3 protein-coding genes are annotated in these 15,084 nt (G+C 63.6%); 2 read left to right on the top strand and 1 reads right to left on the bottom strand.

The genetic code is table 11. The features are described 5' to 3' along the window. The first annotated feature begins 48 nt into the window (after window positions 1–48). The gene (locus CAF74_RS00215) at window positions 49–1,062 is read left to right on the top strand and encodes a GNAT family N-acetyltransferase (RefSeq protein WP_085744938.1); all 1,014 of its coding nucleotides are present in this window, start codon (window positions 49–51) and stop codon (window positions 1,060–1,062) included. Window positions 1,063–1,135: 73 nt separating this feature from the next. Here the strand turns inward: CAF74_RS00215 and CAF74_RS00210 are convergent, their stop codons facing one another. Next, the gene (locus tag CAF74_RS00210) at window positions 1,136–1,690 is read right to left on the bottom strand and encodes an RNA polymerase factor sigma-70 (RefSeq protein WP_007955779.1); all 555 of its coding nucleotides are present in this window, start codon (window positions 1,688–1,690) and stop codon (window positions 1,136–1,138) included. Window positions 1,691–2,070: 380 nt separating this feature from the next. On the opposite strand from CAF74_RS00210, the gene CAF74_RS00205 reads away from it, so the two are divergent. Further along, window positions 2,071–15,072, top strand: coding sequence for a non-ribosomal peptide synthetase (locus CAF74_RS00205; protein WP_085744937.1), 13,002 nt, complete (start codon window positions 2,071–2,073; stop codon window positions 15,070–15,072). Window positions 15,073–15,084: the final 12 nt, after the last annotated feature.

Genomic DNA, 15,084 nt, shown 5'->3' with positions numbered 1-15,084 from the left:
GCTCACGTCCCATCGTTGAACTGTCGACGATTATCGTGAGCCCGACCCATGTCCAATCTGAATGACCTGACTGCCCTGGCCCTGCCTTCGGGCAGCCAACTGGTAGCCGATGCCACCGAAAGCCGTCTGAGCCTGAGCCTGGACGGGCAACCGCTGATTCGCCTGCGTCTTGATCGTGAAGGCCAGGGGCCGATCCAGATCGATGAGCGCTATGCACTGCCGCCGGGCCAGGCGCTGTGGGCGGCCTGTTATTGGCTGTTTGCCCGGGATCCGGCGCGTCAGCAATTGATCTGGCAACTCGATCAGGCGCCGACCGAAGCCTTGCTCAGCGGTTTGCTGGTGGGCACTGAAGTGGCGGGTGAATACCGCTGCGAGCGCACGCTGTTCTGGCAACTGCCGCAACCGTGGCTCGGCACATCGCTGACCTGCAGCTATCCGCAGCAGATGGTCATCAGCAACGGCAAGCGTCATCCGCTGCGCCCGGTGAAACCGCGTGGGGAAGTCTATCGGCGTTTCGATGCGCGTCTCGGTGCCTGGATTTCCCTGCGAACGGTGGAGATCGAGCAGGATCTGGCGCGTTTCAATCGCTGGCAGAACAGCCCTCGAGTCGCCAGTTTCTGGCAGGAAGAGGGCAGCCTCGAACAGCACCGCGAGTACCTGAGCAAACTCGACGCCGATCCGCACACGCTGACCCTGATCGGTTGTTTCGATGATCAGCCGTTTGCCTATTTCGAAGCCTATTGGGCCAAGGAAGATCGTATCGCGCCGTTCTACGATGCCGACAATTACGATCGCGGCATTCACATGCTGGTCGGAGAAGAAGATCATCGCGGTCCGCACAAGGTGGCGAGTTGGCTGTCGGCGCTGGTGCACTACCTGTTTCTGGATGATCCGCGCACGCAGCGCGTCGTTGCCGAACCGCGTGCCGACAATGCGAAGATGATCGGCCACATGCACAACCAGTGCTTCCACTGCGAGAAAGAATTCGATTTCCCGCACAAGCGCGCGGCGCTGATGATTCTCGGGCGCGAGCGGTTCTTCGACCGGTGCACGCTGGTGTGATATTTCGCTGAAAACAAAAAAGATCGCAGCCCTTCAACGAAGGCTGCGATCTTTTTTTTGGCTCTGTTTCAGGTCAGCGACGGTTCGCGGACACCGCATCGGCGCGGCTGCCGGATACCTTGCGGCAGTGCACCAGCGCATCGCGAATCATGAAGTTGACCAGCGTTGGCGAAACGCCGAGTTCCTTGGCAATGTCCTTCTGCGGCACGCCGTGCAGACGGTACATCTCGAACGCATAGCGGGTGCGGACCGGCAGCTCGGTCAACGCGTCGGCGATGTGTTCAAGGGTCGAGAAGTTGATGTGCGAGGTTTCCGGCGAAGCGCCCTGAATGACCACGTTCAACCCTTCCTCCTCGGGGCCGGCGTACTTCTGCTCCAGCGCCTGTTTGCGGTAGTGATCGATCGCCAGGTTGCGCACGATCTGGAACAGATAACTCAGCTGGGCCTTGATCGACGACGTGATCGGCGGCGCCGACTGCAGTCGGAAGAACGCATCCTGGACCACATCTTCGGCGCGTGACCGGCAGCCGGTAATGCGGGCTGCAATCTTGACCAGAATCAGTCGATTGTCGACGAATGCCTGAAGTAGCGGTGAATCGCACCTGCTTGTGGATACTTGTTCCGTCATGGAAATCACCTTGCTGCCAATAGGTTAGTGGGACGCCTGGGGGACGGGGCCGTCCTACACATCGAGCGACAAATTATGTTGAATGATAATGATTGTCAATTGAGAAAGAGAACTAATGATCCATAACAGTGCGATCTGAGAACTGCGACACGCCGCCGCACTCGCCCAAGCGCCCAGCCCCGTTGGCGATCCAGCCTGCCGACTAATTATTTCAAGACGTCATCCGTTCTCATTGGTGAATGGATCCGGGTACGCAGCCCCGGACCTACCGCATTCCAATGCCTTGCACGGTCGGCAAAGACCGTGTCCCGCATGCCTTGCACGGGCATGCCGCAGCCAACCCGATTCCACCAGCAAGCCGAATTCAGGCAGGAAACCTCATGACCGACGCGTTCGAACTCCCCAGCACCCTGGTTCAAGCCCTCCAGCGCCGCGCGGCCATGACGCCGGATCGGCTGGCCTTGCGCTTTCTCGCTGAAACCGAGGCGCAGGCTGTGGTGCTCAGTTATCGCGAACTCGATCAGCGTGCGCGCACCATCGCCGCGGCGTTGCAGGCCGAGGCCGGATTCGGTGATCGCGCGGTATTACTGTTCCCGAGCGGCCCGGATTACGTCGCGGCGTTCTTCGGTTGCCTGTACGCGGGCGTGATCGCGGTGCCGGCTTATCCGCCGGAATCGGCCAAGCGTCATCATCAGGAGCGCCTGCTGTCGATCATTGCCGACGCCGAGCCGCGTCTGCTGCTGACCAGCGCCGACCTGCGCGACGCCCTGCAGCAAATCGAAGGCGCGCCGCCGCTGCTGTGCGTCGACACCCTCGACGCTGCGCTGGCCGAGCGCTGGGTCGAACCGACCTTGCCGCAAGACCACATCGCTTTCCTGCAATACACCTCCGGTTCCACCGCGCTGCCCAAGGGGGTGCAGGTCAGCCACGGCAACCTGGTGGCCAACGAACTGCTGATCCGCCACGGCTTCGGCATCGACGTGAACCCGGACGACGTGATCGTCAGCTGGCTGCCGCTGTATCACGACATGGGCCTGATCGGCGGTCTGCTGCAACCGATCTTCAGCGGTGTGCCGTGCATCCTGATGTCGCCGGCGTACTTCCTCGGCCGGCCGTTGCGCTGGCTTGAAGCGATCAGCCAGTACGGCGGCACCATCAGCGGTGGGCCTGACTTCGCCTACCGACTGTGCAGCGAGCGGGTCAGCGAATCGGCGCTGGAACGTCTCGACCTGAGCCGCTGGCGTGTGGCCTATTCCGGCTCCGAACCGATCCGTCTCGACACCCTTGAGCGTTTCGCCGAGAAGTTCACTGCGTGTGGTTTCAGCGAAAACAGCTTCATGGCGTCCTACGGTCTGGCGGAAGCGACCCTGTTCGTCGCCGGCACACCGCGGGGCACAGGGATTCCGGCGTTGCGCGTCGACGATCAAGCCTTGGCACAAAACCGCGCCGAGCCGGGCGAGGGCAGCCCGATCATGAGCTGCGGCATCAGTCAGCCCGATCATGCGGTGCTGATCGTCGAACCGAACACCCTTGAAGAGCTGGCCGACAATGCCGTCGGTGAAGTCTGGGCCGCCGGCCCGAGCATTGCCCTCGGCTACTGGCGCAACGCCGAGGCCAGCGCCAAGACTTTCGTCCAGCACGCCGGCCAGACCTGGCTGCGCACCGGAGACCTGGGTTTCATCCGCGAAGGTGAACTGTTCATCACCGGCCGCCTGAAAGACATGCTGATCGTGCGCGGCCACAACCTCTACCCGCAGGATCTCGAGAAAACGGTAGAGAACGAAGTCGAGGTGGTGCGCAAGGGTCGCGTCGCCGCGTTCGCGGTCAATCAGAATGGCGAAGAAGGCATCGGCATTGCGGCGGAAATCAGCCGCAGCGTGCAGAAAATCCTCCCGCCTGAAGCACTGATCAAAGCCATCCGTCAGGCCGTGGCCGAGGCGTATCAGGAAGCACCGAGCGTGGTGGTGCTGCTCAATCCGGGCGCGTTGCCGAAAACTTCCAGCGGCAAGTTGCAGCGTTCGGCCTGCCGCAATCGTCTGGCCGACGGCAGCCTCGACAGCTACGCGGTGTTCCCGTCGGCCACCGCTGAAACCGCTCATGAGTCGACCGCGTCCGCCTCCGAACTGGAAGCCCTGATCGGCAAGATCTGGGCCGAGCAACTCAACGTCAAACAGGTCAACGCCGACGATCACTTCTTCCTGCTCGGCGGCAACTCGATCGCCGCCGCCCAAGTGATTGCCAAGGTTCGCGAAGAGCTGAGCCTGGAGCTGAACCTGCGCCTGCTGTTCGAAGCCCCGACCCTGTCCGCATTCGCCGCCGCCGTGGCGCAACAGCAGCAGGACGGCGGCAGCGCCCAAGGCGAAATCACCGCACTGTCGCGCAACGAAGCGCTGCCGCAATCGCTGGCGCAAAACCGACTGTGGATCACCTGGCAGCTCAACCCGCAGAGCAGCGCCTACAACATTCCCGGCGCCCTGCGCTTGCGTGGCGAACTGGACGAGGACGCTCTGCGCATCAGTTTCCAGCATCTGATCGAACGCCACGAATCCCTGCGTACGCGCTTCTTCGAGCGCGATGGCGTGGCCCTGCAACAGGTCGAAGCGGCGGGCGAATTCAATCTGCAACTGATCGACATCAGCGACCTGCCGGCCAGCGAACGTGAAGCCCGCGCACAACGGATCCGCGAAGACGAAGCCCGCACCCAGTTCGATCTGGAGAAAGGTCCGCTACTGTGGGTCACGCTGGTTCGCCTTGACGACGAAGATCACCAACTGCTGGTGACCCTGCACCACATCATCGCCGACGGCTGGTCGCTGAACGTGTTGATCGACGAGTTCTCGCGCCTGTACGCCGGCGCTTCCCAAGGCCAGCGCGCCGAACTCGCGCCGCTGCCAACCCAATACGCCGACTACGGCAGCTGGCAGCGCCAATGGCTGGCGCAAGGCGAGGGCGAACGGCAACTGGCGTACTGGAAGGCGCAGTTGGGCGACGAGCATCCGACCCTGGAACTGGCGACTGACCATCCGCGTTCTGCCAAACAAATTCACAGCGCCGCACGCCACAGCGTTCGTCTGGGGATCAGCCTTAGCGACGCGATCCGCCAGACGGCACAGGCTTATCAATCCACGCCGTTCATGCTGCTGCTCTCGGCGTTCCAGAGCCTGCTGCATCGTTACAGCGGCCAGCGCGACATCCGCATCGGCGTACCCAACGCCAACCGTCCGCGCCTGGAAACCCAGGGCCTGATCGGCTTCTTCATCAACACCCAGGTGCTGCGCGCCGACGTCGATTCGCGTCTGCCGTTCACCGAATTGCTGGCGCAAACCCGACAAGCTGCACTCGGCGCCCAGACGAATCAGGATCTGCCATTCGAACAACTGCTGGAAGCCTTCCCACAGGCGCGCGAGCAGGGCCTGTTTCAGGTCATGTTCAACCACCAGCAGCGCGACCTGAGTGCGCTAAAACGTCTGCCGGGCCTGCTGGCCGAAGAACTGCCGTGGCACAGCCGTGAGGCCAAGTTCGATCTGCAACTGCACAGTGAAGAAGACCGCAACGGTCGCCTGACGCTGTCCTTCGACTACGCCGATGAGTTGTTCGACGCCGCGACTATCGAGCGCCTCGCCGAGCATTTCAGCAACCTGCTGCGAGCAGTTTGCGAACGTCCGGAACAAACTATCGGCGATCTGCAATTGCTGACCGCCGCCGAACATACTCAGCAAAGCGAATGGAGCATCGCCCCGTGCACCCCGGCGCAACAATGGCTGCCGGAACTGCTCAACGAACAAGCCCGGCAAACCCCTGATCGCACCGCCCTGATATGGGACGGCGGCAGCCTCGATTTCGCCGAACTGCACGCCCAGGCCAACCGACTCGCCCACTACCTGCGCGACAAAGGCGTCGGCCCGGACGTGTGCGTGGCCATCGCCGCCGAGCGTTCGCCGCAACTGCTGATCGGCCTGCTGGCGATCATCAAAGCCGGTGGCGCCTACGTGCCGCTGGACCCGGATTACCCGGCCGATCGTCTGGCCTACATGCTCAGCGACAGCGGCGTCGAACTGCTGCTGACCCAGACGTCATTGCTCGACCGCTTGCCGGCCAGCGAAGGTGTCAGCGTGATCGCCATGGACACCCTGCACCTGGAAAACTGGCCGAGCCAGGCACCGGGTCTGCACCTGCACGGCGACAACCTCGCCTACGTGATTTACACCTCCGGCTCCACCGGCCAGCCGAAAGGCGTGGGCAACACTCACGCGGCGTTGGCCGAACGTCTGCAGTGGATGCAAAACACTTATCGCCTGAACGACACCGACGTGCTGATGCAAAAGGCGCCGATCAGTTTCGACGTGTCGGTGTGGGAGTGCTTCTGGCCGCTGATCACTGGCGCGCGCCTGCTGATCGCCGGCCCCGGTGAACACCGCGATCCGCATCGCATCGCGCAACTGGTTCAGCAATACGGCGTGACCACGCTGCACTTCGTGCCGCCGCTGCTTTCGCTGTTCATCGACGAACCGTTGAGTGCCGAATGCACCAGCCTGCGCCGCGTGTTCTCCGGCGGTGAAGCGCTGCCGGCAGAGCTGCGCAACCGCGTGCTGGCGCAACTGCCGGCGGTGCAACTGCACAACCGTTATGGCCCGACCGAAACCGCGATCAACGTCACTCACTGGCATTGCACCGTGGCGGATGGCGAGCGTTCGCCGATTGGCCGCCCGCTGGGCAACGTGGTCTGCCGGGTACTCGACAGCGATCTCAATCCAGTGCCGGCGGGTGTGCCGGGTGAACTGTGCATCAGCGGCATCGGCCTGGCCCGTGGTTACCTCGGCCGTCCGGCGCTGACCGCCGAACGTTTCGTGGTCGATCCGCTGGGCGAGCAGGGCGCGCGTCTGTACCGCACCGGTGACCGCGCACGCTGGACAAATGATGGCGTGATCGAATACCTCGGCCGTCTCGATCAGCAGGTCAAACTGCGTGGCTTCCGCGTCGAACCGGAAGAAATCGAAGCGCGTCTGCTGGCTCAGGACGGCGTGGCGCAGGCCGCCGTGCTGGTGCGTGAAACCGTCGCCGGCCCGCAACTGATCGGCTACTTCACCGCCACCGACACCAGTGAAAATCAGGATGGGCAAATCGCTCGCCTGAAAACCGCACTGGCTGCCGAGCTGCCGGAATACATGGTCCCGGCGCAACTGATGCGCCTGGACGCAATGCCCCTGAGCCCGAGCGGCAAACTCGACCGCCGCGCCTTGCCCGAGCCGCAATGGCAGGTGCGCGAACACGTCGAGCCGGTCACCGAGCTGGAACAGCAGATCGCTGCGATCTGGCGCGAAGTGCTGGGCCTGAAACAGATCGGCCTGCGCGACGACTTCTTCGCCCTCGGCGGTCACTCGCTGCTGGCCACGCAAATCATCTCCCGCACCCGCCAGGCCTGCGACGTCGAGCTGCCGCTGCGTGCCTTGTTCGAGCACAGCGAACTGGGTGATTTCGCCGAGCAGATCCGCCAGATCCAGGCCAGCGGCCGCACCAACAAACAGCCGCCGATCGACAAGGTTGATCGCAGCAAACCGGTGCCGCTGTCCTATTCCCAGCAGCGCATGTGGTTCCTCTGGCAGATGGAACCGGACAGCCCGGCGTACAACGTCGGCGGCATGGCGCGCCTGCGTGGCGTGCTGGATGTCGGGCGTTTCGAGGCCGCGCTGCAAGCGCTGATCCTGCGTCACGAAACCCTGCGCACCACGTTCCCGAGCATCGACGGCGTGGCCCGTCAGCAGGTGCATGACGAAACCGGCGTGCGCATGGACTGGAAGGATTTCTCGAAACTCGCCGCCGATGTGCGCGAGCAGAAAGTTCAGCAACTGGCCGACGATGAAGCGCACCTGCCGTTCGATCTGGAAACCGGCCCGCTGCTGCGCGCCTGTCTGGTCAAGACCGCCGAGCAGGAGCATTACTTCGTTCTGACCCTGCACCACATCGTCACCGAAGGCTGGGCGATGGACATCTTCGCCCGTGAGCTCAGCGCACTGTACGAAGCGTTCGTCGATGACCGCGAATCGCCGCTGCAACCGCTGCCGGTGCAGTATCTCGACTTCAGCGTGTGGCAGCGCCACTGGCTGGAGTCCGGCGAGCGGCAGCGTCAGCTCGACTACTGGACCGCGCAACTGGGCCGCGAACACCCGCTGTTGGAACTGCCGGGCGACCGGCCGCGTCCGCCGGTGCAAAGTCATCAGGGTGAGCTGTTCCGTTTCGACCTCAGCGATGATCTCGCCGCACGGGTTCGGGCGTTCAACGCGCAGAACGGTCTGACCCTGTTCATGACCATGACCGCCGCCCTTGCGACCTTGCTTTACCGCTACAGCGGCCAGACCGATCTGCGGATCGGCGCGCCGGTGGCCAACCGTATCCGCCCGGAAAGCGAAGGCCTGATCGGTGCGTTCCTCAACACCCAGGTGCTGCGTTGCCAGCTCGACGGCCAGATGTCGGTCGGCGAGTTGTTCGAGCAAGTGCGCCACACCGTGATCGAAGGTCAATCCCATCAGGATCTGCCGTTCGATCATCTGGTTGAAGCGCTGCAACCACCGCGCAGTGCCGCCTACAACCCGTTGTTCCAGGTGATGTGCAACGTGCAGCGCTGGGAATTCCAGCAGAGCCGCATGCTCGCCGGCATGACCGTCGAGTACCTGGCCAACGATGCGCGGGCGACCAAGTTCGACCTCAACCTGGAAGTCACCGACCTCGACCACCGCCTCGGTTGCTGCCTGACTTACAGCACTGATTTGTTCGACGAGCCGACCATCGCGCGCATGGCCAGACATTGGCGCAATCTGCTGGAAGCGTTGATCGCCAACCCGCAGCAACGTCTCAGCGAATTGCCGCTGCTTGATGCGCCTGAGCAGCAGCAATTGCTCGACAGCCTAGGTGTCGAGCCGGGCGAGCGTCGTCTCGATCAGTGCATTCATCACCTGTTCGCCGAGCAGGCGCTGGCGCGCAAAGATGCGCCGGCCCTGACCTTTGCCGGGCAGACCCTGAGCTACGCCGAACTCGACGCCCGCGCCAACCGTCTGGCCTGGGCTCTGCGTGAACGCGGTGTCGGCCCGCAAGTGCGGGTCGGCCTGGCGCTGGAGCGTTCGCTGGAAATGGTCGTCGGCCTGCTGGCGATCCTCAAGGCCGGCGGCGCCTATGTGCCGCTGGACCCGGAATACCCGCTCGACCGCCTGCATTACATGATCGAAGACAGCGGCGTCGGCCTGCTGCTCAGCGACCGCGCGATGTTCAAGGCCCTCGGCGAACTGCCGTCGAACGTGGCGCGCTGGTGCCTGGAAGACGACAGCGCCGCGCTGGCCGATTACCCGGCTACCGAGCTGCCATTTATCAGCCTGCCGCAGCATCAGGCGTACCTGATCTACACCTCGGGTTCCACCGGCAAGCCGAAAGGCGTGGTGGTGTCCCACGGTGAAATCGCCATGCATTGCCAGGCGGTGATCGAGCGTTTCGGCATGCGTCCGGACGACTGCGAACTGCACTTCTATTCGATCAACTTCGACGCTGCCACCGAGCGACTGCTGGTGCCGCTGCTCAGCGGTGCGCAGGTGGTGTTGCGTGCGCAAGGCCAGTGGGACGCGGAAGAAATCTGCGGCCTGATCCGCGAACATCGGATCAATATTCTCGGTTTCACCCCGAGCTACGGCAGTCAGTTGGCGCAGTTCCTCGCGACGCAAAACGAGGTTTTGCCGGTGCGGATGATCATCACCGGTGGCGAAGCGCTGACCGGCGAACACCTGCAACGAATTCGCGCGGCGTTCAAACCGAGCCTGTTCTTCAACGCCTACGGCCCGACCGAAACCGTGGTCATGCCGCTGGCCAGTCTTGCGCCGGAAGTGCTGGAAGAGGGCGCCGGCAGTGTGCCGATCGGCAGCGTGATCGGTGATCGCGTGGCCTACATTCTCGACGCTGATCTGGCGCTGGTGCCGCAAGGCGCGACCGGTGAATTGTTCGTCGGTGGCGCCGGTCTGGCGGTGGGGTATCACGAGCGTGCGGGCATCACTGCCGAACGTTTCGTCGCTGACCCGTTTGCCGTCGATGGCGGGCGCATGTACCGCACCGGCGACCTGGTGCGCCAGCGCGCCGATGGCTTGGTGGAATACCTGGGGCGGATCGACCATCAGGTGAAGATCCGTGGTTTCCGCATCGAGCTGGGCGAGATCGAAACCCGCCTGCTCGATCACGATTCGATCCGCGAAGCGGTGGTGCTGGCGCTGGATGCGCCGAGCGGCAAGCAACTGGTCGGCTATCTCGTGACCGAGGTGGCTTCGCGAAGCGAAGCCGAGCAGGCCGATCTGCGCGACGCGCTGAAGGCGCACCTGAAGACGCAACTGCCGGACTACATGGTGCCGACGCATCTGATTCTGCTGGCGAGCATGCCGCTGACCGCCAACGGCAAGCTCGATCGCCGCGCATTGCCGGCACCGGATCCGGAGCTCAATCGTCAGGATTACGTGGCGCCGAGCAACGAGCTGGAGCAGACCCTGGCGCAGATCTGGTGCGAGGTGCTCAACGTCGAGCAGGTGGGTCTGAACGACAACTTCTTCGAACTGGGCGGCGACTCGATCCTGTCGATTCAAGTGGTCAGCCGCGCGCGCCAGCAGGGCATTCACTTCAGCCCGCGCGACCTGTTCCAGCATCAGACCGTGCAGACTCTGGCCGCTGTTGCCAGCCGCAGTGAAACCGTGACCGCTGAGCAAGGTCTGGTAACGGGTGAATCGCGTCTGACACCGATCCAGCACTGGTTCTTCGACACCGAGATTCCCGAGCGTCAGCACTGGAACCAGGCGCTTCTGCTGGAACCGACGGTTGCGCTGGAACAGCACCGTCTGGAGCAAGCGCTGTTGGCGGTGATCGAGCAGCACGATGCCCTGCGTCTGCGCTTCACCGGGGTCAACGGCGCATGGCAAGCGACCCATCAACCGGTCACCGATGCCGCCGTGCTGTGGCAGGTTCGCGTGCCGTCGATGGACAAGTGCGCTGCACTGTTCGCCGACGCCCAGCGCAGTCTCGACCTTGCCCAGGGTCCGCTACTGCGCGCCGTGCTGGTCGATGGGCCGGAAGGTCAGCAACGGCTGTTCGTTGCGATCCATCACTTGGTGGTCGACGGTGTGTCGTGGCGGGTTCTGCTCGACGATCTGCAAACCGTGTATCGCCAGCTCGACGCCGATCAGTCGGTGAAACTGCCGGCGAAAACCAGCGCCTTCAAGGACTGGGCGGCGCGTTTGCAGGCTTACGCCGGCAGCGAATCCCTGCGTGAAGAACTGAGCTGGTGGCAAGCGCAACTGGCTGGCCCGAGCGCCGACTTGCCGTGCGAACGTCCTGAGGGCGGTCGCGAGAATCGTTACGCGCAAACCGTCAGCGTGCGACTGGATGCCGAGCGCACCAGGCAACTGCTGCAACAGGCACCGAGCGCCTATCGCACTCAGGTCAACGACCTGTTGCTGACCGCGCTGGCCCGCGTGCTGTGCCGCTGGAGCGGTCAGCCGTCAGCGCTGATTCAACTGGAAGGCCACGGCCGGGAAACCCTGTTCGACGAGATCGACCTGACCCGCACCGTTGGCTGGTTTACCAGCGCCTATCCGCTGCGCCTGACCCCGCACAATATCGAAGAAGCCGCGGGGCAGGGCGCTTCGATCAAGGCGATCAAGGAGCAACTGCGCGCCGTGCCGCACAAAGGCCTCGGTTATGGCGTGCTGCGTTATCTGGCCGATGACGTCAGCCGTCAGAGCATGGCGGCGTTGCCGAATGCTCCGATCACGTTTAACTACCTCGGCCAGTTCGACCAGAGCTTCGGCAGCGACGCGCTGTTCCGTCCGCTGGATGAATCGGTCGGCGCCGCCCACGATCCGCACGCACCGTTGCCGAACGAGTTGAGTGTCGACAGTCAGGTGTATGGCGGGGAACTGCTGCTGCGCTGGACCTTCAGCGCCGAACGCTACGACGCGCAGACCATCAACGAGCTGGCCGATGCCTACGTCGGCGAGTTGCAGAGCCTGATCGAGCATTGCCTGCAGGACGAGGCCGGTGGCCTGACGCCGTCGGACTTCCCGCTGGCAAAACTGACCCAGGCCCAGCTCGACGCACTGCCGGTGCCGGCGGCGCACATTGAGGACGTGTACCCGCTGACGCCGATGCAGGAAGGCATGCTGTTGCACACATTGCTCGAGCCGGGCACCGGTCTGTATTACATGCAGGATCGCTACCGCATCAACAGCGAACTCGACCCCGAGCGTTTCGCCCGGGCGTGGCAAGCGGTGGTCGCCCGTCACGAAGCGCTGCGTGCCTCGTTCTGCTGGAACGTCGGCGAAGACATGCTGCAAGTGATTCATACGCCGGGGCGCACGCCGATCGAGTACCTGGACTGGAGCGCCATCGCCGACGCCGAGCAGGAGCCGAAACTGCAAGCGCTGCTCAAGACCGAACGCGAGGCCGGGTTCGATCTGCTCAATCAGGCACCGTTTCATCTGCGCCTGATCAAGGTCGGCGCGGCGCGTTACTGGTTCATGATGAGCAACCACCACATCCTCATCGATGCCTGGTGCCGCTCGCTGCTGATGAACGATTTCTTCGAGATCTACACCGCCCTCGGCGAAGGTCGCGAAGCACAATTGGCGGTGCCGCCGCGCTACCGCGATTACATCGGCTGGCTGCAGCGCCAGAGCCTGGCCGAAGCGCGCCAGTGGTGGCAGCAGAACCTGCAAGGGTTCGAGCGCACCACGCCGATCCCGAGCGACCGTCCGTTCCTGCGTGAACACGCCGGCGAAAGCGGCGGCATGATCGTCGGTGACCGCTACACCCGACTGAATGTCGAGGACGGCGCTCGTCTGCGCGAACTAGCCCAGGCCCATCAACTGACCATCAACACCTTCGCCCAGGCGGCGTGGGCACTGGTGCTGCGCCGCATGAGCGGTGATCGCGACGTGCTGTTCGGCGTGACCGTGGCCGGGCGCCCGGTGGAGATGCCGGAGATGCAGCGCACCGTCGGCCTGTTCATCAACAGCATCGCGCTGCGGGTGCAGATCCCGGCGGACGATCAGCGCGCCAGCGTGCGTCAGTGGCTGAGCGGTCTGCTCGACAGCAACATGCAACTGCGCGAGTACGAATACCTGCCGCTGGTGAACATTCAGGAACAAAGCGAACTGCCGAAAGGCCAGCCGCTGTTCGACAGCCTGTTCGTGTTCGAAAACGCCCCGGTGGAAGTCTCGGTGCTGAACCGTGCGCAGAGCCTCAACGCGACCTCGGACTCGGGCCGTACCCACACCAACTTCCCGCTGACGGCGGTTTGCTATCCGGGCGACGACCTCGGTCTGCACCTGTCTTACGATCAGCGCTACTTCGACGAGTCGACCATCGAGCGCATGCTCGGCGAGTTCAAGCGTCTGTTGCTGGCGCTGGTCGACGGCTTCCATGGCGACATGGCGGACCTGCCGCTGCTGGGCCATGAGGAACAGGACTTCCTGCTCCACGGCTGCAACCAGAGTGGGCAGGACTATCCGCTGGAACAGAGCTACGTCGAGCTGTTCGAAGCCCAGGTCGCGCAACATCCGCAACGCATTGCCGCCAGTTGCCTCGACCAGCAGTTGAGCTACACAGAGCTGAACCAGAACGCCAACCGTCTCGGCCATGCACTGGTCGCGGCCGGGGTGCAGATGGATCAGCCGGTGGCGCTGCTGGGCGAACGCAATCTGGATCTGCTGGGCATGATCATCGGCAGCTTCAAGGCCGGTGCCGGTTACCTGCCACTGGATCCGGGCCTGCCGAGCCAGCGTCTGCAACGGATCATCGAGCTCAGCCGCACGCCGGTTTTGGTGTGCACCGAGGCTTGCCGTGAACAGGCGACGACCTTGCTGGATGAATTCAGCTGCGCCAACCGTCCACGCTTGCTGGTGTGGGAAGAGGTTCAGGCCGGCACGGTGTCGTCGGCGAATCCGGGCATCTTCAGCGGCCCGGACAATCTGGCCTACGTGATCTACACCTCGGGCTCCACCGGGTTGCCGAAAGGCGTGATGGTCGAGCAGCGCGGCATGCTCAACAACCAGTTGAGCAAGGTGCCGTACCTGAACCTGAGCGACGCCGATGTGATCGCCCAGACCGCTTCGCAAAGCTTCGACATTTCGGTCTGGCAGTTCCTCGCCGCGCCGCTGTTCGGTGCGCGGGTGGACATCGTGCCGAACACCATCGCCCACGATCCGCAAGGCTTGCTGGTGCATGTGCAGCAGCAGGGCATCACCGTGCTGGAGAGCGTGCCGTCGCTGATTCAGGGCATGCTCGCTTCGGATCGCCTGAGCCTCGACGGTCTGCGCTGGATGTTGCCGACCGGTGAAGCGATGCCACCGGAACTGGCGCACCAATGGCTGCTGCGTTACCCAGAGATCGGTCTGGTCAACGCCTATGGCCCGGCGGAGTGCTCGGACGACGTGGCGTTCTTCCGCGTCGACCTGGCCTCGACTCGCGGCAGTTACCTGCCGATCGGTACGCCGACCGACAACAACTTGCTCTACCTGCTCGATGGCGCGCTGGATCTGGTGCCGTTGGGTGCGGTGGGTGAGTTGTGCGTCGCTGGCACCGGTGTCGGTCGCGGTTATGTCAGCGATCCGCTGCGCACCGCGCCAGTGTTTGTGCCGAATCCGTTCGGTGCGCCGGGCGAGCGGCTGTATCGCACCGGTGACCTGGCGCGCCGTCGCAGTGACGGTGTGCTGGAATACGTTGGCCGGGTCGACCATCAGGTGAAGATTCGCGGTTACCGGATCGAGTTGGGTGAAATCGAGGCGCGTCTGCATGAGCAACCGGAAGTTCGCGATGGCGCGGTCGGCGTGCAGGAAGGCGTCAACGGCAAGCATCTGGTGGGCTACCTGGTGGCCGCAGATTCCGCACTGAATCAGAGCGAACGGCTGGAGCGGATCAAGCAGCGCCTGCGCGCCGAACTGCCGGAATACATGGTGCCGCTGCACTGGTTGTGGCTCGACCGGTTGCCGCTCAACGCCAACGGCAAACTGGACCGCAAGGCTTTGCCGGTGCTGGAGATCGGCCAGTTGCAAAGCCAGGATTACCTGGCGCCGCGCAGCGAGCTGGAACAGACCCTGGCCGATATCTGGGCCGAGGTGCTGAAGGTCGAGAAGGTCGGGGTACGCGACAACTTCTTCGAACTCGGCGGCCATTCGCTGCTCGCCACGCAGATCGCCTCGCGGGTGCAGAAAGCCCTGCAACGGGACGTTCCGCTGCGGGCGATGTTCGAATGCAGCACGGTGGAGGAACTGGCCGGGTACATCGAAGGGCTGGCGGCCAGCGACATTACCGAGGAGAAGGTTGATCGGCTCAATGACCTGATGGCAGAGCTGGAAGGCTTGTAGTCTTCAGAGTCA

It is taken from the genome of Pseudomonas sp. R45(2017), from assembly GCF_002112305.1.
Classification (GTDB): domain Bacteria; phylum Pseudomonadota; class Gammaproteobacteria; order Pseudomonadales; family Pseudomonadaceae; genus Aquipseudomonas; species Aquipseudomonas paraglycinae.
This window is presented reverse-complemented; position numbering and strand designations above follow the sequence as displayed.

What these genes read in the sequence shown, in the direction of transcription:
- CAF74_RS00210 (WP_007955779.1), bottom strand. Translation starts at nt 1,690, where the DNA reads ATGACGGAACAAGTATCCACAAGCAGGTGCGATTCACCGCTACTTCAG.
- CAF74_RS00205 (WP_085744937.1), top strand. Translation starts at nt 2,071, where the DNA reads ATGACCGACGCGTTCGAACTCCCCAGCACCCTGGTTCAAGCCCTCCAG.
- CAF74_RS00215 (WP_085744938.1), top strand. Translation starts at nt 49, where the DNA reads ATGTCCAATCTGAATGACCTGACTGCCCTGGCCCTGCCTTCGGGCAGC.